We start from the raw sequence: 20,318 nt of genomic DNA on the forward strand, positions 1-20,318 counted from the left end.
GACCGGGCGGCCTGCGGGCCGGCGCGGTGCTGGCGGACGGCGGCGTGGCGCTGTGGAGCCTGGGCGCGAGCGGCTGGCGGCGCGCGGCGGACCTGGTCCGGCCGGGCGGCGCCGACCGGGCCGAGGGCTTCGCCCTGGTCGGCCACCGGTCCGGCCCCACCTGCGCGGTGGTCGGCGGCGGCGGGGTCCGGCTGCGCTCGCTCAGTTCCGGCGACGCCTGGTGGCGGCCGACGCTGCGACCGGCCACCCGGGTGGCGCTGCTGCAGGGCGCGGACTGGCGGCTGAGCCTGGCGGCGGTGGTCGAGGACGAGGTGCACTGCTGGCAGGAGGACGAGGCGCTGCGCTGGCGCCCGGTCCCGCTGGAGCAGTGCTGAGCCGTCGTCAGCTGCCGTACCCCACTGGTCGACCGCCTACTTGCCGAGCTACTTGTCGATGTCGCCGACCACGAAGAACAGTGAGCCCAGGATCGCCACCATGTCGGCGACCAGGGTCCCGGGCAGCAGCTCGCCGAGGACCTGGATGTTGTTGAAGGAGGCCGAGCGCAGCTTCAGCCGCCACGGCGTCTTGTCGCCCCGGGAGACCAGGTAGTAGCCGTTCACCCCGAGCGGGTTCTCGGTCCAGGTGTAGGTGTGGCCCTCGGGCGCCTTCAGCACCTTCGGCAGCCGGGTGTTGATCGGCCCCGGTGCCAGCCCGGCCAGGGTGTCCAGGCAGGCGTCGGCCAGGTCCAGCGAGTTGTGCACCTGCTCCAGCAGGCACTCGAACCGGGCCAGGCAGTCGCCCTCCTGACGGGTCACCACCCGCAGCACCCCGCCCAGCTCCGGGTAGGCCAGGTAGGGCTGGTCCCGGCGCAGGTCGAAGTCCACCCCGGAGGCCCTGGCGATGGGCCCGCTCACCCCGTAGGCGTGCACCAGCTCCGGCGCCAGCACGCCGACGCCCCTGGTGCGGGCCCGGAAGATGTCGTTGCCGAGGACCAGGTCGTCGAAGACGCCCATCCGGCTGCGGACCGAGGCGACCGCGGCGCGCACCCGTCCGTACCATCCGGCCGGCAGGTCCTCCTTGAGGCCGCCGACCCGGTTGAACATGTAGTGCATCCGGCCGCCGGAGGCCTCCTCCATCACCGCCTGGAGCTGCTCGCGCTCGTGGAAGGCGTGGAAGACCGGGGTGATCCCGCCCAGCTCCAGCGGGTACGAGCCGAGGAACATCAGGTGGTTGAGCACCCGGTTCAGCTCGGCGAGCAGGGTGCGGGTCCAGGTGGCCCGCACCGGCACCTCCATGCCGAGCATCCGCTCCACACCGAGGACCACGCCCAGTTCGTTGGCGAAGGCCGAGAGCCAGTCGTGGCGGTTGGCCAGCATGACGATCTGCCGGTAGTCCCTGGCCTCGAACAGCTTCTCGGCGCCGCGGTGCATGTAGCCGACCACCGGCTCGGCGGCGGTGATCAGCTCACCGTCCAGGCGCAGCTTGATCCGCAGCACGCCGTGGGTGGACGGGTGCTGCGGGCCGATGTTGAGCACCATGTCGCTGGTGCCCAGCTCGGTGGCGGCCCCGGCGCCGATCCCGACCGTGGTCTCGCGGGTGCCGCTGCCCGGCGTGCTACTCGTCGGCGTGCTGGTCCTCGGCGTGCTGGTCCTCATGGAGCAAGAGTGTGCCACCACCGGCCGCCGCCAGAGCCGGCCAGCGTCCGGGCAGCGGCATGCCCACCGACTGCAGGCCCCAGACGAAGGAGCCCAGCCCGCCCGGCGCGGTGAGCTCGGCGGCCTCGCCCGCCGCGGCCAGGGCGCGCAGGTAGCCGGCGGGGTCGCTCGACGCCAGCGCGAGCGGGGGGCGGGCGCCGTCCACGCCGAGTGCGGCCAGGGCGCGGCGCTGGGTCGTCCACAGGCTGTGGACGGGGCGGCCCGCGGCGGCCTGCCGGGCGGCGGCCAGGCAGGAGTCCAGGGCCACGTGGGAGGTCAGATCGCAGCCGCCGTCCGGTACCGGACGCACCTCGCGGCCCTCGCGGAAGGCGGCGAGGCTGCCGAAGGGCGGCCGGCCGGCGGCGTCATGGGCGTAGTCGACCGCGACCGCGAGCCCCCGCCGCAGCGAGCCGACGGCCGCCGCCCAGGCCCGGTCGCGCTCCAGCCCGATCTCGGCGCGCTCGCCGGGCTCCGCGCCGTCCAGCGGCCACCAGCGGGCCAGCCAGGCGGCCTGCTCGCCGGCGACCGCCGGTCCCGGCCGCTCCTCGCCGCTGCCGCGCTCCACCTCGACCAGCCGCGCCACGCCCTCGGCGTCGACCTCGGCGATGTCCACCGGCACGTTGTCCAGCCACTCGTTGGCGAACAGCACTCCGTCCGCGGCCGGCTCGATCCGGTCGCTCCAGCCGATCCACCCGGGCAGGCCGTCCGGTCGCGGAGCCCGTTCGACGGCGCGCAGCACCAGCCGGTCCGCCAGTCCGGGCCGCTCCACGCGGGCGCGCACCCCCAGGGCACACAGCAACTCCGCGCGCCCCGCGCCGACGTCGGTCACCACCAGTTCCGCCGGACGGCCCAATGCCTGGTCCACCTCGGCCACCAGTTCCAGCACCGCCCCGGCGAACAGCCCGGCGCCGCCGGCCGAGGCGTGCACCGAGGTACGGAAGTGCCCGGCCGGACCGGCCCCCGTCCGGGTGAAGAAGCCGTCCGGCCCGTACAGCGCCCGCTCGGTCGCCGCACGCCACCCGGTCCACTGCGCCGCCTGCGCGGTCCGCCTCCCGCTGTCCATTGCTGCACCCTAGTTCGCGCGGCCCCGGGGCGGTTCGCGCGGCGCGGGGCCGGGCGGACGGGAGGAGTCCGGTCGCCGTACGCGCCGCTCCTCTCTCCGACCTGCGGAGGACGGCCGACTCCGCCCGGCGGGGGACCCGACCGCTGTTCCACCTGCATAGGCTGGTGAGTGTGCAACTCCTCTACAGCTGGTTCCGCAGGCACCCCACGGTGTCCGACGCCATCTGGGCGTCGCTGCTGTTCCTGCTGTGCCTGGTGGAGCTGGCGTCCGACTGGAAGGACGGCAGGAGCCAGGCCGCGCTGGCCGCCCTGGTCTTCGTCTCGGTGACGCTGTGCACGCTGATGGTGCTGCGCCGGCGCTGGCCCGATGTCACCGTCTGGGTGGGCATCGCGGTGGGCCTGGGGCAGGTGGCGCTCCGCCGGGACCCCAGCAGCGCCGACATCGCGCTGCTGATCCTCGCCTACACCGCGGCGGCCTTCGCCCACATCTGGACCTCCAGGGCCGCCCTGCTGATGAGCGCCCTGGCCGGGCCGCTGACGTACTTCCGGTTCGGCCCCGACGGCAACAACCCGCACCCCTCGGTCGCCGAGAACGTCCTGGTCAGCCTGCTGGCCTCGACCCCGTTCCTGCTGTGCTGGGTGCTCGGCCGGTTCACCCGGATCCGCCGCGCCTACTACGTCGAGCTGGAGGACCGCGCCGCCCGGCTGGAGCGCGAGCGTGACGCCCAGTCGAAGATCGCCGTGGCCGCCGAGCGGGCCCGGATCGCCCGGGAGCTGCACGACGTGGTGGCCCACAACGTCTCGGTGATGATCGTTCAGGCCGACGGGGCCTCCTATGTGATGGACTCCTCGCCCGAACAGGCCAAGCAGGCGCTGGCCACCATCGCCGGCACCGGCCGCCAGGCGCTGGAGGAGATGCGCCGGCTGCTGGGGCTGCTGCGCTCGGCCGACAGCGCCGGCGAGTACGTTCCGCAGCCGGGCGTGGAACAGCTCCCCGAACTGCTGGAACAGGTCCGCAACGCCGGGCTCCCGGTCGCCTTCGCGGTGGAGGGCGAGCCCAGGGAGCTGCCGCGCGGCGTCGAGCTGACGGCCTATCGGATCGTCCAGGAGGCGCTCACCAACGCCCGCAAGCACGGCGGGCCGACGGCCAGCGCCTCGGTGCGGATCCGCTTCGACGACCGCGGCCTGGACATGCTGATCGAGGACAACGGCCGCGGCGCCACCGCCGAGCTGGCCCGCGACGGCGGCGAGGACGGCTTCGGGCACGGACTGATCGGGATGCGCGAGCGGGTCGGCATGGTGGGCGGCACGCTGGACGCCGGGCCCCGCCCCGGCGGCGGCTTCCGGATCAACGCGGTGCTGCCGCTGAAGCCCGCACGGGGCGGGGCGGCTGCGGCTGCGCCCGCCCCGGCCCCCGCGTCACCGCCTCCGCCCGCACCGCCCGGCCCGGTGGCCGACCCCGCCGTCCACCTCAGCAAGTAGAAGGACCCCCGATGCCGATCCGCGTGATGCTCGTCGACGACCAGGAACTGCTGCGCACCGGATTCCGGATGGTGCTCCAGTCGCAGCAGGACATCGAGATCGTCGCCGAGGCCGGTGACGGCGTCCAGGCCCTGGAGGTGCTCGCGACGACCCCGGTCGACGTGATCCTGATGGATGTCCGGATGCCGCGGATGGACGGCGTCGAGGCCACCCGCCGCATCTGCGCCCTGCAGGACGCCGCGGCGGTGAGCGACCCGGGCAGCGACACCGGGCCGCGGGTGCTCATCCTCACCACCTTCGACCTGGACGAGTACGCCTTCGCCGCGCTCAAGGCCGGGGCCAGCGGCTTCCTGCTCAAGGACGTGCCGCCGACGGAGCTGGTCGCCGCGATCCGGGCGGTCCGCGGCGGCGATGCGGTGGTGGCCCCGACCACCACCCGCCGCATGATCGACCGCTTCGCCACGGTGCTGCCCAGCTCGCTGCCGCCGGCCGAGACGCCGGAGCTGGCCCGGCTCACCGAACGCGAGCGCGAGGTGCTGCTGCTGATCGCCCAGGGGCTCTCCAACGGCGAGATCGCGGCCCGGCTCTCACTCTCCGAGGCGACCGTGAAGACCCACGTCGGCCGGATCCTCACCAAGCTGCAGCTGCGCGACCGGGTGCAGGCCGTGGTCCTGGCCTACGAGACGGGGCTGGTCCGGGCGCAGCACTGACCCTTTCGGGGTGGTTTGTCGCGCAGTTCCCCGCGCCCCTGGCAAGTGCAACAGGCCCAGTTGCAGACCCCCAGGGGCGCGGGGAACTGCGCGACAAACCCCCTACGGCCCGCACCCGAAGGCCTACTTCAACCGCTCCAGCAACGCCGCCACCCCCGAGCGGACCTCCTGTGGGGACCACTCCAGCGCCGGGGCCTGCACGGTGACCTCGGTGTACGAGATCCCCGGCAGCCCGGGCTCGCGCCAGCCGCCGAACAGCGCCTGCCCGGTCTCCTCGGCCATCCGCAGCCCCGCCTCGACCAGGGTCTCAGCCGGGTACGGCAGCCACAGCTGGAACTGGTGGGTGTGCGGCGGCTCCGGGAACACCCGGGCGCCGGGCACCTCGGCCACCGCCTCCGCCAGCGCCGCGGCCACCACCTTGGCGTGCGCGACGTACTCGCCCAGCCGCGGCAGCTCCCGCTCGATCCCGGCCAGCGCGCTCAGCGCCGCAGGCCACTGCTGGTAGAGCTGGCCGCCATAGCGGTGCCGCCAGGTCCGTGCCTCGGCGACGAACTCCGCAGGGCCGGCCAGAGCAGCCCCGCTGATCCCGCCGAGGGTCTTGTAGAACGACACGTAGACGGAGTCGGCGAGACCGGCGATCTCCGGCAGCGAACGGTCGAAGTGCGGCGTGGTCTCCCAGATCCGGGCCCCGTCCAGGTGCACCACCGCGTCCCTGGCCCTGGCCGCCTCGACGGTCGCCTCCAGCTCGGTCCAGGTCGGCAGCAGGAAGCCGGCGTCGCGCAGCGGCAGCTCCAGCATCAGCGTGCCGAAGGGCTCGGCGAAGTCGGCCACCTCCTCCGCGTCGGGCATCCGCCGCTCGGTCGTCGGCCAGACGCTGCGCAAGCCGCTGAGCTGCGCATACGCAAAGCGCTCATGGACCTCGGGGTGGGCCAGCGGGTGCATCGCCACCGTGCGGTCACCGGTCCGCCCGGCCCAGCAGCGCAGCGCGACCTGCTGCGCCATCGTCCCGGTCGGGAAGAACGCGGCGGCCTCGGTGCCGAGCAGCCCGGCGACCCGCTCCTCCAGAACCTCGACCACGCCGTCCCCGTACACGTCGGTACGGCCGCCCAGCTCGTGCGAGCCGCCGGCAAGGGAGTCGATGCTCTCCCGCAGGCTCCTCGGGCGGGTACCGGAGAGTAGCCTTCCGGAGCCACGCAGCGCCTCGTAGCGGCGCTGCTGCGGGTCTATTTCCATCTCTTCAGCCATGGACCGATCATCTCCCATGCCGCTGGGCCGGGCTCTCGCCGACCGGGACGGGGCTGACCCGGAGGCGCTGGATGTCATACGATCCGGCGGCAGCCACCCCTCACCCGATGGTCCCCGGAGGATTCCGTGTTCGCTCTAGTCCTCAGGTTGATCCTCATCCCGTTGACCCGGGTGATCTACCGGCCGGTGATCGAGGGGCGCGAGAACGTACCCCGGCGCGGTCCGGTGATCCTCGCCAGCAACCACCTGTCCTTCATCGACAGCATGGTCATCCCGCTGGTGGCACCCCGCCCGGTGGCCTTCCTGGCCAAGAAGGAGTACTGGACCGGGACCGGGATCAAGGGGCGGATCATGCGCTCCTTCTTCATCGCGATCAGCGCCGTCCCGGTCGAGCGCGGTACCCACCGCGCGGCCCAGGCCTCGCTGGACGCCTCGCTGGCCGTCCTCAACGAGGGCATGGCCTTCGGCATCTACCCGGAGGGCACCCGCTCGCTGGACGGCCGGCTGTACCGCGGGCGCACCGGGGTGGCCTGGCTCGCGCTCACCTCCGGCGCGCCGGTGGTCCCGGTGGCCCTGGCGGGCACCCAGGACATCCAGCCGGTCGGCAAGCGGCTGCCCCGCGTCCGACGGGTGACCGTCCGCTTCGGAGAGCCCATGGACTTCAGCGACCGCCGCGACCTGAAGCCGGTGGGGCCGGTGCGGCGCGGGGTCACCGACGAGATCATGGACGCCATCCACAAGCTGTCCGGGCAGACGCGGGTGGCGGCGTACAACGAGCGCCCGTCGGAGGACGCGGCGTAGGTCGCGCGGCGGTGCGGGTTGCGCATGGTTGCTGTTCGCGCAGTTCCCCGCGCCCCTGAAGGGGCGCGGGCAACCACCCCCCGAGGTGCACCCGTGAGCCCGCCGTACGATGGTGCGGTACGTCCGGTACCCCTAGAGGACTGGAACGGAAGAAGGTACGCAGAGCATGAGCACGGATCTGCCCGTGGACCCCTTCGGCGACCCCACCGACCCCGCGAACCGCCCGGCCCGCCTCGCCGTGGGCGTCGTCGGTACGGGCAGGGTCGGCCCCGCCCTCGCCGCCGCGCTGCAGCTCGCGGGGCACCGCGTGGTCGCCGCCTCCGGCGTCTCCCGGGAGTCGCGCCGTCGCGCCGAGACCCTGCTGCCGGGCGTCCGCCTGGTCACGCCCCCGCAGGTGATGGCCGCCTCCGACCTGGTGCTGCTGACCGTCCCCGACGACGTCCTCGCCGAACTGGTGGCGGGGCTCGCGGCGACGGGCGCGGTGCGGCCGGGGCAGATACTGGTGCACACCTCCGGCGCGCACGGCGTCGCCGTGCTGGACCCAGCGGCCCGCGCCGGCGCACTCCCGCTGGCTCTGCACCCGGCGATGACCTTCACCGGCACCGCCGTCGACGTGGCCCGGCTGTCCGGCTGCCCCTTCGGGGTGACCTCCCCCGAGGAGCTTCGCCCGGTCGCCGAGGCGCTGGTCGTGGAGATGGGCGGCGAGCCGGAATGGGTGCCCGAGGCGGTCCGCCCGCTCTACCACACCGCCCTCGCGCACGGCTCCAACCACCTGGTCACCCTGGTGGCCCAGGCCATGGAGATCCTCGGCGACGCCGGCGTCGCCGAGCCCGGGCGGATGCTCGGCCCGCTCCTCGGCGCCGCCCTCGACAACGCGCTGCGCAGCGGCGACGCCGCGCTGACCGGTCCGGTCGCCCGCGGCGACGCCGGGACGGTGCGCAAGCACGTGCAGCAGTTGCGGGCGACCTCGCCCCAGGTGCTGGAGAGCTACCGGGCGATGGCCCGGGCCACCGCCGACCGCGCGCTGGCCAACGGAATGCTGAAGGCGGAGGCGGCCGAGGCGCTGCTGGACGTCCTGGCGGAGGAGGACAAGTGACCGAGCTGGTGCGGACGGCCAAGGAACTGCGCGAGGCCGCCCCGGGCGCGCAGCGGGCCGTGGTGATGACCATGGGCGCCCTGCACGAGGGCCACGCGGCGCTGATCAGGGCGGCGCGCAAGCGGGTCGGACCGGGCGGCGCGGTGATCGTGACGGTGTTCGTCAACCCGCTGCAGTTCGGCCCCGGCGAGGACCTGGACCGCTATCCGCGCACCCTGGACGCCGACGTCGAGCTCGCCTCGGAGGCTGGTGCCGGCGTGGTGTTCGCGCCGTCGGTGGACGAGGTCTACCCCGGCGGCGCGCCGCAGCTGCGGCTGGCGGCCGGGCCGATGGGGGAGGGGTACGAGGGGGCCTCGCGTCCCGGCCACTTCGACGGCATGCTCACCGTAGTGGCCAAGATGCTCCATCTCACCGCCCCCGACGTGACCTTCTTCGGCGAGAAGGACGGGCAGCAGCTCGCCCTGGTGCGGCGGATGGTCAAGGACCTCAACTTCCCGGTCGAGGTGGTCGGCGTCCCCACCGTCCGGGAGCCCGACGGACTGGCGCTGTCCAGCCGCAACCGCTTCCTCTCGGCTGAGGACCGGACCCGGGCGCTGGCGCTGTCGCAGATGCTCTTCGCCGGGCACGCGGCCCGCAAGAGCGGTCCGGCCGCGGTCATGGCCGCGGCGCGGGCGGTGCTCGCGGACCACCCGGACCTGTCCGTCGACTACCTCGCGCTGATCGACCCGTCCGACTTCACCGAGGTCGACCGGGAGGACCACCGGGGCGAGGCACTGCTCGCCGTCGCCGCGAAGGTCGGCAGCACCCGTCTGATCGACAACGTACGCATCTTCTTCCAGCCGTAGTCCCCGCACCGCCCCGGCATGTACTCACCACCAGGAGACGTGACCATGTACCGCACCATGCTGAAGTCCAAGATCCACCGAGCCACCGTCACCCAGGCCGACCTGCACTACGTGGGCTCGGTGACGGTGGATCAGGACCTGCTGGACGCCGCCGACCTGCTCCCCGGCGAGCTGGTCCACATCGTCGACATCGACAACGGCAACCGGCTGGAGACCTACACCATCGCGGGGGAGCGCGGCACCGGCATCATCGGCATCAACGGCGCCGCCGCCCGGCTGGTCCACCCGGGCGACCTGGTGATCCTGATCGCCTACGCCCAGCTGGAGGACGCCGAGGCGCGCAGTCACCAGCCCCGGGTGGTCTTCGTGGACGGTGACAACCGGGTCACCCACCTGGGCTCGGACGCCGCGCACGCCCCGGCCGGCAGCGGGCTCACCTCCGGGCATACGGATTCCCGTGCGATTCCCGGACAGGCGTACCGTGACGTCGACGGTGCTGCCCACAGCACCCCTGTGCCCGCGCGGAGCGAAGCATGACCCCTGTTCTCAAGACGCCCGTACCCGAGGACGTCAGGACGCGACTGGCCGCCCCGGCGCCCGGCTGGACCACCGCCACCGACGTGGTGGTGGTCGGGTCCGGCGTCGCCGGGCTGACGACGGCCCTGCGGCTGCGCGCCGCGGGGCTGAAGGTCATGGTGGTCACCAAGGCGGTACTGGACGACGGCTCCACCCGCTGGGCCCAGGGCGGCATCGCCGCCGCGCTCGGCGAGGGCGACACCCCCGAGCAGCACCTGGCCGACACCCTGGTCGCCGGGGCCGGCCTCTGCGACGAGGAGGCGGTGCGGGTCCTGGTCACCGAGGGCCCGGCCGCCGTGCGGCGGCTGATCGCCACCGGCGCGGCCTTCGACAAGGGCGCCGACGGGAAGATCCTGCTCACCCGCGAGGGCGGCCACCACCGCCGCCGGATCGCCCACGCCGGCGGCGACGCCACCGGCGCCGAGATCTCCCGCGCCCTGGTCGAGGCCGTCCAGGCCGATCCGCAGATCGAGGTCATCGAGCACGCCCTGGTGCTGGACCTGCTCACCGACGCCGAGGGCCGCACCGCCGGACTGACCCTGCACGTGATGGGCGAGGGCCAGCGGGACGGCGTCGGCGCGCTGCACGCCCGTGCGGTGGTGCTGGCCACCGGCGGCATGGGCCAGGTCTACTCGGCCACCACCAACCCGGCCGTCTCCACCGGCGACGGCGTCGCGCTGGCGCTGCGGGCCGGGGCCGAGGTCACCGACCTGGAGTTCGTCCAGTTCCACCCGACCGTGCTGTGGCTGGGCCCGGACGCCGAGGGCCAGCAGCCGCTGATCTCCGAGGCGGTCCGCGGCGAGGGCGCTCACCTGGTCGACGCCGACGAGGTGCGGTTCATGGTGGGCCAGCACGAGCTGGCCGAGCTGGCGCCGCGCGACATCGTCGCCAAGGGCATCATGCGCCGGATGCTCGAGACCGGCGCCGAGCACATGTACCTGGACGGACGGCACTTCGGCGAGCGGATGTGGGAGGAGCGCTTCCCCACCATCCTGGCCTCCTGCCGCTCGCACGGCATCGACCCGGTGACCGAGCTGATCCCGGTCGCCCCCGCCGCCCACCACGCCTCCGGCGGGGTCCGCACCGACCTGCGCGGCCACACCACCGTCTCCGGCCTCTACGCCTGCGGCGAGGTCGCCTGCACCGGGGTGCACGGCGCCAACCGGCTGGCGTCCAACTCGCTGCTGGAGGGGCTGGTCTTCGCCGAGCGCATCGCCGCCGACATCCTGGAGCGGGACACGGCCGGCAAGCTGACCCCCCGTCACGAGGACACCACCCGCGAGGTCGAGCGCGTCCCGCTGCTGGCCTCCGAGGCGCGGGCCGACATCCAGCGGCTGATGACCAGGGGCGTGGGCGTGCTGCGCAACGCCGCCGGCATGGCCGAGGCCGCCGAGGGCCTGGCGGCGCTCACCGCCGACCCGCACAGCAGCGCCGTCACCGGCAAGGGCGAGGCCCCGCAGGTCGAGACCTGGGAGGCGACCAACCTGCACCTGGTCGCCACCGCGCTCACCGCCGCCGCCCGGCTGCGCGAGGAAACCCGCGGCTGCCACTGGCGCGAGGACTTCCCGGACCGCGACGACGCGGCCTGGCAGCGTCATCTCATCTCCCGTCAGCAGGACGGCGTTCTGACCACCACCAAGGAGCAGCAGTGACCGCGCACGACCACGAGCACGACCACCCGGAACTCCAGCTCGTCGACGGAGACGGCGGCGGCTGCGGCGACGGCTGCGCCTGCGGCGAGGAGTACGTCACCGGCCTGGACCCGGCCCTGGCCGCCCTGCTGGAGGAGGCCGGACTGGACCCGGTCGAGGTCGAGGACATCGCCACCCTCGCGCTGGCCGAGGACCTGGCCGGCGGCGAGGACGTGACCTCGGTCGCCACCGTTCCCGAGGAGGCCGTCGCCACCGCCGACTTCACCGCCCGCGAGGCCGGCGTGGTCGCCGGGCTGCGGGTCGCTGAGGCGGTGCTCTCGCTGGTCGCCGAGGAGGAGTTCAGCGTCGAGCGGCACGCCGAGGACGGCGACCGGGTCGAGGCCGGGCAGGTGCTGCTCAGCGTGACCACCCGCACCCGCGACCTGCTCACCGCCGAGCGCAGCGCGCTCAACCTGCTGTGCCACCTCTCCGGCATCGCCACCGCCACCCGGGCCTGGGTCGACGCCCTGGAGGGCACCGGCGCGGTGGTCCGCGACACCCGCAAGACCACCCCGGGGCTGCGCGCGCTGCAGAAGTACGCGGTGCGGGCCGGCGGCGGCAGCAACCACCGGATGGCGCTGTCGGACGCCGCCCTGGTCAAGGACAACCACGTGGTCGCCGCCGGCGGCGTCGCCGAGGCGTTCAAGGCCGTCCGCGACGCCTACCCGGACCTGGCCGTCGAGGTGGAGGTGGACCGCCTGGACCAGATCCAGCCGGTGCTGGACGCCGGGGCGGACCTGATCCTGCTCGACAACTTCAGCATCCCCGAGCTGCGCGAGGCCGTCGCGCTGGTGGCCGGCCGGGCCAAGCTGGAGTCCTCCGGCGGGCTGACCCTCGCCGAGGCCCGCGCGGTCGGCGAGACCGGCGTGGACTACCTGGCGGTGGGTGCCCTGACGCACTCCTCGCCCATCCTTGACATCGGCCTGGACCTGCGCGGATAGTCCCCCGACTACCCCTTATTGACTTAGGAACGGCGCCAGCATGCTGCTCACGATCGACGTCGGCAACACCCACACCGTCCTCGGCCTGTTCGACGGCGAGGAGATCGTGGAGCACTGGCGGGTGTCCACCGACCCCCGCCGGACCGCCGACGAGACGGCCGTGCTGATGCAGGGGCTGATGGGTTCGCACCCCGCGCTGGGTGAGGACACCGTCGACGGACTGGCGATCTGCTCCACCGTGCCGTCGGTGCTGCACGAACTGCGCGAGGTGACCCGCCGTTACTACGGGGACGTGCCAGCGGTGCTGGTGGAGCCGGGCGTCAAGACCGGGGTGCACGTCCTCACCGACAACCCCAAGGAGGTGGGCGCGGACCGGATCGTGAACACCCTCGCGGCCAAGCACCTCTACGGCGGCCCCTGCATCGTGGTCGACTTCGGCACGGCGACCACCTTCGACGCGGTCAACGAGCGCGGGGACTACGTGGGCGGGGCGATCGCTCCCGGCATCGAGATCTCGGTGGAGGCACTGGGGCTGCGGGGCGCGAAGCTGCCGAAGATCGAGATCATCCGTCCGCGCAACGTCATCGGCAAGAACACCGTGGAGTGCATGCAGTCCGGCATCCTCTACGGCTTCGCCGGGCAGGTGGACGGCGTGGTGAACCGGATGGCCGCGGAGTTGGCCACCGACCCGGACGATGTGCAGGTGATCGCCACGGGGGGGCTGGCGCCGCTGGTGCTGGGGGAGGCGAGCTCCATCGATGTGCACGAGCCTTGGCTGACGCTGATCGGGCTGCGCTTGGTCTATGAGCGGAACACCGCGGGGTAGTGCCTTCGGGTGCGGCGTGTGCCTGGTTGCTGTTCGCGCAGTTCCCCGCGCCCCTTAGGCGTTGCAACTGAGCCAGTTGCAGACCCCTGGGGGCGCGGGGAACTGCGCGACAAACCCACTACGGTCCGCACCTGAAAACCCGTCAGAACTCAGCGCGTCGATAATCACAAATAGGTCACAACGGGCATAGGGTCAACTCATGCCTACGCCTCACGGGTCTCGCGGCGGTATGGCCTTCAGTGCGGACGAGCTGCGGGTGCTGCGGCGCGCCCTCGCTCAGGTCTTGAACCCACCGAGTCTGAACCCGCCCTCCCCGGCCCTGACACCCGCTCACTCCACCTCGCCCGCCCTGGTCCCGGCCCGCGCCCCGCGCCCGCTCGGCTGGGCCTCGGACGTCCAGGACGTCCTGCGCCTCGCCGAGTCCATCGACGAGGCCGTCCACGAGGCGGGCCGGATGCGTGCCTTCGCCCTCGCCGACCTCGCCCGCTACCGCCAGGCCCTCCCCGGCAGCGCGACCGGGTACCTGGAGCGGCTGGACGAGGCTGTCGGCGACGGCTACCTCCCCGAGGCCGACGACCTAGCCGCGCTGCGCACGCTGACCGCCCAGCCCTGCGCTCCGGCCGAGCGCGCCCGCAGGCTCGCGCTCCGCGCGCACTGCGGCGAACTCGCCGAGGCCGCGGTACGCCGCCGACTGGAGTCCGCGACGAGGCCGCCCCAACTCGGCGGCGGTACGGTGACCGAGTTCGCCCGCCCGGCGCGCACACCGCGTCCGCGCGGGGGTACGGGGGGTCGCACCCCGGAAATCCGCAACAGCCCGGGGGGAGCCCCCCTCTCCCTGCCGAACCGACGTGGAGGTCCCATTCCCATGGCTTCGTCCGACACCCCCACCCCCACCCCCACCCCCACCCCCAGCAGCAAGGCCGGCCGGACCGGCGCCGACGAGGCCGCCGTGGAGCCGGAGGAGGAGCAGCGGACCCGCGCCGTCCGCCCGGTGCCGACCCCGGCCGACCTCTTCCCGCGCGGGGTCCGCAAGCCGCAGGCCCCGCTGCCGGGCGGATCGGAACTGGCCACCGGCACCGGCTGAGCATGGTCACAGATGGATGACAGATGGGTCCCGGTTGCCGCATGGCGGCCTCCGGGGCCGTAGGGCGGTCCCCCGGGGTGATTTGATCTGCGGCACTGTACGTCAGCACCGCACCCTCGGGGGAAAACTCCATGTCAGACCCGCTTTTGCGCCGGTTCGCCCGGATCGGTGCCGCGGTCGTCGCGGCCTCGGCCATATCCGTCGGCCTCGCTCTTCCCGCCCAGGCGGACGCCGGCACCGGCAGCGCCGGCGGTGCGCTGATCTCGGTGCTGGCCCCGCCGGCGGTGACGCTGGTGCCGCAGCCCGCGAGCGGCGGCCCGACGGCCTTCACCACGCTCACCCCGATCGTGGCGAACGAGGGCGACGTCACGCAGGTGGACGACGTCGTACTGAGCGTCGACGCCACCGGGCTGAAGGGGGTCGCCGAGCTCTCGCTGCCCAAGGGGTGCTCCTACACCGACGCGGCGCAGACCAAGGCCGACTGCCGGCTCGGATCGGTCTCCATCGTCGGAACGCTGGACCTGGGCATCCGTACCCTGCCCGGCGCCACCGTCGGCACCAAGGCGAAGCTGTCCTTCAAGGCCACCGCCGCCAACGCGGTCGAGGACCCGTCGGACAGCGCCGAGAGCCTCACCACGGAGGTCACCGTCGGGGACGGCCCCGACCTGGCGACCACTCAGCTCGGCGCCCTCACGGTCAAGCCGGGCGGCAGCACCGGCTACACCCCGCAGCTGCGCAACCTGGGTGACCGGGACTCCGACAAGGGCGTGGTGATGCTGATCGACGCCGCTTCCATGAGCGGCGGAGCCGGCTTCAGCATCGGCGGCAACTACAGCAACTGCCAGTACGGCGTCGGCGACGTCGAGGCACCCGCCGCCGAGCGCACCGGGGTGCTGTGCCACTTCGACGACGTGGTGGTGCACCCGGGCGACGTGCTGCAGCCCTCCGAGCCGATCACCGTCGACGCGACCTCGGCCGCCACCCGCGGCTACACCGAGTACGGCTTCGACACCGTCGGCGGCGAGCTCACCAAGGGCGTCAGCAGCGGCCACGCGGGCACCGGTGCCGCGCTGACCCTGGTGCCGGTCCCGAGCGCCGGGGTCCGGTCCCGCATCGCGGACATCGACTACACCAACAACGTCGGCTTCGCCGAGCTCAGCACCGGGCAGTCGCTGGACATCGCCGCCACCGGCAAGGACTTCAGCGGCACGGTCGGCAGCAGCGCCCACCTCTACGCGGGCGTGGTCAACAAGGGCACTGTGCCCACCCAGCCCCTGGAGGGCGCCCCCTCGGCCGACGACACCGTCGCGCTGCTGGTCGCCCTGCCCGAGGGCATCAAGGTCACCAAGGTCCCCGCGGGGTGCGAGAGGGACGACAGCGAGCCGTCCGGGGCCGTCCGGAGCCGGGTCGGCAACGCCCTGAGCAGCAGGCTGACCGCCGCGGCCGGCTCGCTGTCCGAGCCGGCCGGATCCCTGTACGACTGCCTGGTCGGCTCCGTGGTCCAGCCCGGCGCCTCCTACACCCTCGACTTCACCGTCGAACCGACCGCCGTGCTGCACCAGGCGGCGGGCGAGGTCATGGCCTTCACCGGTGACGGCATCGACGACGACATGGACAACAACGTCGCCGACTTCACCGTCGAGACGGTCAAGGGCAGCACCACCCCGGTGACCGTGACGTCCACGCCCACGCCCACGGCGTCCGCGACGACGACCGCGACGGCGAGCGCCTCGGCCACCCCGTCCGCCCCGGCGACCGCCGTCACCGGCGGTGTCCTCGCCGCGACCGGCGGCGGTGACGACACCTCCCCGATGCTGTTCTTCGGCGTCGGCGCCATCGCCCTGGGCGTCGCGGCGATGCTGCTCACCCGGCGCCGCCGGGCCGGCAGCCACGGCTGACCGTCCGTACCAGTGGTGTCCCGGTGTCCCGCCACCCGGTAATCGGGTGGCGGGGCACCGTCGTCTCCTCGATACCCTTGCACTGTGACTGATCAGACCCCGGTACCCGCGTCCGACGACCTTCCCGAGCAGATGCGGGTACGCCGCGAGAAGCTGGAGCGCCTGCGCGCCGCCGGCATCGACCCGTACCCGGTCGGCTTCCCGCGTACGACCACGCTGGCCGACCTGCGCGCCGCCTACCCCGACCTGGAGCCCGACCACGCCACCGGCGACCGCGCCGGCGTGACCGGCCGGGTCGTGCTCAGCCGGACCGGCGGCAAGCTGTGCTTCGCCACGCTGCGGGACGGCACCGCCGACCTCCAGGTGATGCTCTCGCTGGACCGGCTGGGCGCCGAGAGCCTGGCGGCGTGGAAGGCCGACGTCGACCTGGGCGACCACGTCGGTGTCGAGGGCGAGGTCATCACCTCCAAGCGCGGCGAGCTCTCGATCATGGTCGACAACTGGGCGATCACCGCCAAGTGCCTGCGCCCGCTGCCGGACAAGCACAAGGGCCTGACCGACCCCGAGGCCCGGGTCCGCCAGCGCTACGTGGACCTGATCGTCAACCCCGCCGCCAGGGAGATGCTCTACCTGCGCAGCAAGGTGGTCCGCTCGATCCGCCGAACCTACGAGGAGCGCGGCTTCACCGAGGTCGAGACCCCGATGATGCAGCCGGTCCACGGCGGCGCCAACGCGCGTCCGTTCAAGACCCACATCAACGCCTACGACATCGACCTCTACATGCGGATCGCCCCCGAGCTCTACCTCAAACGGCTCGCGGTCGGCGGCGCGGAGAAGATCTTCGAGATCAACCGCAACTTCCGCAACGAGGGCGCGGACTCCACCCACAACCCCGAGTTCACCATGCTGGAGTCCTACGAGGCCTACGGCGACTACAACACCCAGGCCGAGATGATCCGCGCCACGATCGTCAACGCGGCCCGGGACGCGCTGGGCACCACGGTGATCCGCGGCGTGGACCCGCACGGCGTGGAGCACGAGATCGACCTGGCCGAGCCCTGGGCCGAGATCACCGTCTACGGCGGGATCTCCGAGCAGCTCGGCACCGAGATCACCCCGGACACCACGGTCGAGGAGCTGCGCAAGCTGGCGGACGCGGCCGGCGTCCCCTACGAGAAGCAGTGGGGCCACGGCCAGATCGTCCTGGAGATGGTCGAGCGGCTGCTGGAGGAGGCGGCGGTCAAGCCCACCTTCATCCGGGACTATCCCACCGAGGTGTCCCCGCTGACCCGCCAGCACCGCAGCAACCCGGGTGTCGCCGAGAAGTGGGACCTGATGATCTTCGGCACCGAGATCGGCACCGGCTACTCCGAGCTGGTCGACCCGGTCGAGCAGCGGGCCCGGCTGACCGCCCAGTCGCTGCTGGCGGCCGGCGGCGACGTCGACGCGATGCAGCTGGACGAGGACTTCCTCCGCGCCCTGGAGTACGCGATGCCGCCCACCGGCGGCCTCGGGATGGGCGTGGACCGGCTGATCATGCTGCTCACCGGCAAGAACATCCGGGAGACGGTGCTGTTCCCGCTGGTGAAGCCGGACGTCCAGGGGGCCCAGGGCTGACCGCCCGGCTCCGCCCGGCTCCCGCCCGGATCCGCAGCACCGACCCCGGTCCCCGATGCCTTCGGGGGCCGGGGTTAGCCTTTTGTCGCCACGCTTTCCCCTGTCCCGCAGAGGCGGTCCGGAACCATGCAGTACCTCGAGGCACTGACGCCCCCCGTTGTGATGTGCATCGCCTTCTCCCTGATGATCCGGACCCTGTTCCGCAACCAGGGCGGAGCCAATGCGGCCAAGGAGGACGCCGTGGCCGAGGCGATCACCGTGGCCGCGACCCCGGCGCAGCGTCTCGCCAAGGACTGACCGGCGGAATCGCAGCACCGGAACGCCCCCTTTCACAGCCGGAAGCTGCACAATGCTTATGTCCGGCAAAGGCGATATATGCGCCTCAGTCTGCCCAGGGGGAGAGAACGGCGATGGTGCGCCAACTCGGTGAACTCGAGAACGAGGTGATGACCCGGGTATGGCAGTGGAACCGCCCGGTGACGGTTCGCGAGGTTCTCGAGGATCTGCTGCGGGAACGCGAGCTCGCCTACACCACGGTGATGACCGTGATGGACAAGTTGTTCCAGAAGGGGTGGCTCCGCCGGGAACAGGAGGGCCGGGCCTTCCGATATGAGCCGGTCTCCTCGCGCGAGGCCTATACCGCGGCGCTGATGAACGACGCATGGGCGACGAGCGACAACCCGGCCGCGGCGCTGGTCCACTTCTTCGGCATGATGTCACCCGAACAACAGGACGCCTTGCGCGACGCATTGCGGGTCGCCGCCCCGCCACCGGTCGAACAGTCCGACGAACAGGTCACCGAAGAGACCGGCAAACTGACCGGCGAACTGAGCGGCGGAGAACCCCCGGGGGATATCGGTTCCCCCGCTGACCCCGGGGCACGATAGCGTCCCCCCATGGAGCTCACGATCCGCCGCGCGCGGACCAGCGATGTACGGGCCATCCGCAGGCTGGTGGACGGCTATGCGCGCGAACGGATCCTGCTGAACAAGCCCACCGTCACCCTGTTCGAGTCGGTGCAGGAGTTCTGGGTCGCCGAGCGGGACGACAACGCCGAGGTCGTCGCCTGCGGCGCACTGCATGTGATGTGGGAGGATCTCGCCGAGGTCCGCACGCTGGCGGTGGACGCCTCCTGCCGCGGCACCGGCATCGGGCACCGCCTTCTGGAGAAGTTGACCCAGACCGCGCGCTGGATCGGCGTCCGTCGCATTTTCTGCCTGACGTTCGAAGTGGACTTCTTCGCCAAACACGGCTTCGTCGAGATCGGAGCGACTCCGGTGGACGCCGATGTGTACGAGGAGCTCCTGCGAAGCTACGACGAAGGTGTTGCGGAGTTCCTCGATCTGGAACGCGTCAAACCCAACACCTTGGGCAACACACGGATGCTCTTGCACCTCTGACCCGGGTTCGTCAAGGGCGGTTCGGAAGGTCGCCGGGACAGCACTTCGGGCAGAGGGTTTGAATTTTCGCCGGAAAGAGGGTTTCCTTTCCTACAAGTAATCCGTGCTTTTGAGGAAAGGGAAGCCCGTGGCGCAGAAGGTCCAGGTCCTTCTTGTCGATGATCTCGAGGGCGGCGAGGCGGACGAGACGGTGACGTTTGCTCTCGACGGGGTTGCCTACGAGATCGATCTCACGCACACGAACGCCGGTAAGCTGCGCGAGCTGCTGGCTCCGTACACCGACAAGGGCCGCAAGCAGAGCGGTCGCGGCGCTGTCAGCGGCGGTCGCGGCCGTGGCCGTTCGCCGCGTCCGGTGGGCGGAAACCCCGACACGGCCAAGATCCGTGCCTGGGCCAAGGAGAACGGCCACGAGGTCAACGACCGCGGCCGGGTGCCGAGCACGGTCCGCGAGGCCTACGAGAAGGCCAACGGCTGACGCCGGATCAGCCCGCAGTGCCGCTCCGCTCCATCAGGGCGCGGGCGCAGGCGTCCGCGAGGGTGTCCAGGGCCTGCGGCAGGTGCCGCTCGGTCAGGGCGCCGGAGGCGGCGTCCTGGGCGGCGTCGTGGGCACCTTCTGGGGCCCCGCAGCGGGTCTGCCGGGGCACCGCGGGCATGGGGCGGGTCCGCAGCACGCCGTCCAGGTGCCCCCAGCCGAGCCAGCGCAGCAGCTCGGGAACGTCCCCGGCACTGCCGGGGGCGAGCCGCAGCAGCAGCCGGTCGCCCTCCACGGCGACCTGGCCGCAGGGCCGGCCACGCCTGCGCATCTGCGCCAGCGCGGCCAGCCCCGCGGCCAGCGGCGCCTCGACGGCGTCATGGCGTTCGGCCGCAGGGCCGGTTCCGAGGCCGATGCCGGGTCGGGTGCCCTGTCGGATGCCGGGGTCGGCCGCCTGCTGATGGGTGGTCACATGCTGCCCAACTCGCGACACCTGGCCCCGGTTACGCTGGGAGTCCCTTCCGCTGCGTGCTGTCACGCGCCCGGCCCGCACCGATCGTCCGACTTCTCGGTAGGCGAACACCTGATGCCGGAAAGTCGGTATGGACCCGGGTGCACTGCGGGTATGAATGCCCATGTGAGGGCTTCACAGCCGAATCCTCGCGGCGTGTCGGGGGAAGCGTTCGCCGTCGGCGTAGCGTTTCCAGGTGGATCTGCCTGGCCTGCGGGAACACCATCCCGCAGCATTCGGTTGGAGTCATTGTCTGCCGTCGCGAGCATTGCGGGACGGTGGGGTGTCGGCGGTTGAAGTGAGCTGTTCCGGCCTCCGGGACTAGCATGCGGAAGGACAGGGAGGGGACCGACCCCTCACTGCCCGACCGCTCTGAGGAGCGATTAAC

General features: G+C 72.6%; 21 protein-coding genes. 17 read left to right on the forward strand and 4 right to left on the reverse strand.

Features of this window, described 5'->3' with window-relative positions:
- The coding region (locus ABUW04_RS05935) for a hypothetical protein (protein WP_380563466.1) at positions 1 to 374 on the forward strand (374 nt) is incomplete at its 5' end.
- 48 nt (positions 375 to 422) lie between these two features.
- Here the strand turns inward: ABUW04_RS05935 and ABUW04_RS05940 are convergent.
- Together ABUW04_RS05940 and ABUW04_RS05945 are read right to left on the reverse strand one after the other, a co-directional pair.
- Positions 423 to 1,634, reverse strand: coding sequence for an NADH-quinone oxidoreductase subunit D (locus ABUW04_RS05940; protein ID WP_030254066.1), 1,212 nt, complete (start codon positions 1,632 to 1,634; stop codon positions 423 to 425).
- Positions 1,594 to 2,736 (reverse strand): SAM-dependent methyltransferase, encoded by a 1,143-nt coding sequence (locus ABUW04_RS05945; protein WP_380563467.1) that lies wholly within the window; start codon positions 2,734 to 2,736, stop codon positions 1,594 to 1,596. The genes ABUW04_RS05940 and ABUW04_RS05945 overlap by 41 nt, the downstream gene beginning before the upstream one ends.
- A gap of 170 nt (positions 2,737 to 2,906) precedes the next feature.
- Between ABUW04_RS05945 and ABUW04_RS05950 the strand changes: the two genes are divergently transcribed.
- Together ABUW04_RS05950 and ABUW04_RS05955 are read left to right on the forward strand one after the other, a co-directional pair.
- Positions 2,907 to 4,217: a sensor histidine kinase gene (locus tag ABUW04_RS05950; protein ID WP_084714245.1), complete on the forward strand. Its 1,311-nt coding sequence runs from the start codon at positions 2,907 to 2,909 to the stop codon at positions 4,215 to 4,217.
- 11 nt (positions 4,218 to 4,228) lie between these two features.
- On the forward strand, positions 4,229 to 4,927 hold the full coding sequence (locus ABUW04_RS05955; RefSeq protein WP_380563468.1) for a response regulator: 699 nt from the start codon (positions 4,229 to 4,231) through the stop codon (positions 4,925 to 4,927).
- 123 nt (positions 4,928 to 5,050) lie between these two features.
- On the opposite strand, the gene ABUW04_RS05960 is transcribed toward ABUW04_RS05955, so the two are convergent.
- Entirely contained in the window at positions 5,051 to 6,172 is a 1,122-nt protein-coding gene (locus ABUW04_RS05960) for a threonine aldolase family protein (protein WP_030254073.1), read from the reverse strand.
- A 126-nt stretch (positions 6,173 to 6,298) separates the two neighbouring features.
- Here ABUW04_RS05960 and ABUW04_RS05965 point away from each other — a divergent pair, with 126 nt between their 5' ends.
- The 14 genes from ABUW04_RS05965 (at position 6,299) to ABUW04_RS06030 (ending at position 19,422) form a co-directional block, all read left to right on the forward strand.
- A complete protein-coding gene (locus ABUW04_RS05965) occupies positions 6,299 to 6,973 on the forward strand; it encodes a lysophospholipid acyltransferase family protein (RefSeq protein WP_030254075.1) in 675 nt (224 codons plus the stop codon).
- 166 nt (positions 6,974 to 7,139) lie between these two features.
- On the forward strand, positions 7,140 to 8,069 hold the full coding sequence (locus ABUW04_RS05970) for a Rossmann-like and DUF2520 domain-containing protein (protein ID WP_380563469.1): 930 nt from the start codon (positions 7,140 to 7,142) through the stop codon (positions 8,067 to 8,069).
- Positions 8,066 to 8,914, forward strand: a complete 849-nt coding sequence (gene panC / locus ABUW04_RS05975; protein ID WP_380563470.1) for a pantoate--beta-alanine ligase — start codon at positions 8,066 to 8,068, stop codon at positions 8,912 to 8,914. Before ABUW04_RS05970 ends, panC begins: the two co-directional genes overlap by 4 nt.
- A 45-nt stretch (positions 8,915 to 8,959) precedes the next feature.
- The gene (panD, locus tag ABUW04_RS05980; protein ID WP_084714194.1) at positions 8,960 to 9,451 is read left to right on the forward strand and encodes an aspartate 1-decarboxylase; all 492 of its coding nucleotides are present in this window, start codon (positions 8,960 to 8,962) and stop codon (positions 9,449 to 9,451) included.
- On the forward strand, positions 9,448 to 11,142 hold the full coding sequence (locus ABUW04_RS05985) for an L-aspartate oxidase (protein ID WP_051725294.1): 1,695 nt from the start codon (positions 9,448 to 9,450) through the stop codon (positions 11,140 to 11,142). Before panD ends, ABUW04_RS05985 begins: the two co-directional genes overlap by 4 nt.
- Entirely contained in the window at positions 11,139 to 12,122 is a 984-nt protein-coding gene (gene nadC, locus ABUW04_RS05990) for a carboxylating nicotinate-nucleotide diphosphorylase (RefSeq protein WP_380563471.1), read from the forward strand. The genes ABUW04_RS05985 and nadC overlap by 4 nt, the downstream gene beginning before the upstream one ends.
- 40 nt (positions 12,123 to 12,162) lie before the next feature.
- Positions 12,163 to 12,948 carry a type III pantothenate kinase gene (locus ABUW04_RS05995; protein WP_030254086.1) on the forward strand — a complete coding sequence of 262 codons (786 nt, stop codon included), beginning with the start codon at positions 12,163 to 12,165 and terminating at the stop codon, positions 12,946 to 12,948.
- Between the two features lie 199 nt (positions 12,949 to 13,147).
- Positions 13,148 to 14,032 (forward strand): hypothetical protein, encoded by an 885-nt coding sequence (locus ABUW04_RS06000; RefSeq protein WP_380563472.1) that lies wholly within the window; start codon positions 13,148 to 13,150, stop codon positions 14,030 to 14,032.
- A gap of 131 nt (positions 14,033 to 14,163) precedes the next feature.
- On the forward strand, positions 14,164 to 15,930 hold the full coding sequence (locus ABUW04_RS06005) for an LPXTG cell wall anchor domain-containing protein (protein WP_380563473.1): 1,767 nt from the start codon (positions 14,164 to 14,166) through the stop codon (positions 15,928 to 15,930).
- A gap of 84 nt (positions 15,931 to 16,014) precedes the next feature.
- Entirely contained in the window at positions 16,015 to 17,547 is a 1,533-nt protein-coding gene (gene lysX, locus ABUW04_RS06010) for a bifunctional lysylphosphatidylglycerol synthetase/lysine--tRNA ligase LysX (protein ID WP_084714197.1), read from the forward strand.
- A gap of 126 nt (positions 17,548 to 17,673) precedes the next feature.
- Positions 17,674 to 17,844, forward strand: a complete 171-nt coding sequence (locus tag ABUW04_RS06015) for a hypothetical protein (RefSeq protein WP_030254094.1) — start codon at positions 17,674 to 17,676, stop codon at positions 17,842 to 17,844.
- A gap of 113 nt (positions 17,845 to 17,957) precedes the next feature.
- Positions 17,958 to 18,434 carry a BlaI/MecI/CopY family transcriptional regulator gene (locus ABUW04_RS06020; protein ID WP_380563474.1) on the forward strand — a complete coding sequence of 159 codons (477 nt, stop codon included), beginning with the start codon at positions 17,958 to 17,960 and terminating at the stop codon, positions 18,432 to 18,434.
- Between the two features lie 9 nt (positions 18,435 to 18,443).
- Positions 18,444 to 18,947, forward strand: coding sequence for an amino-acid N-acetyltransferase (locus tag ABUW04_RS06025; RefSeq protein WP_030254097.1), 504 nt, complete (start codon positions 18,444 to 18,446; stop codon positions 18,945 to 18,947).
- A 127-nt stretch (positions 18,948 to 19,074) separates the two neighbouring features.
- Positions 19,075 to 19,422 carry a histone-like nucleoid-structuring protein Lsr2 gene (locus ABUW04_RS06030; protein WP_030254099.1) on the forward strand — a complete coding sequence of 116 codons (348 nt, stop codon included), beginning with the start codon at positions 19,075 to 19,077 and terminating at the stop codon, positions 19,420 to 19,422.
- Positions 19,423 to 19,429: 7 nt separating this feature from the next.
- On the opposite strand, the gene ABUW04_RS06035 is transcribed toward ABUW04_RS06030, so the two are convergent.
- Positions 19,430 to 19,891 (reverse strand): hypothetical protein, encoded by a 462-nt coding sequence (locus ABUW04_RS06035; RefSeq protein ID WP_380563475.1) that lies wholly within the window; start codon positions 19,889 to 19,891, stop codon positions 19,430 to 19,432.
- Positions 19,892 to 20,318 lie beyond the last annotated feature (427 nt).

The organism is Streptacidiphilus jeojiensis, from assembly GCF_042510965.1.
GTDB lineage: Bacteria > Actinomycetota > Actinomycetes > Streptomycetales > Streptomycetaceae > Streptacidiphilus > Streptacidiphilus jeojiensis.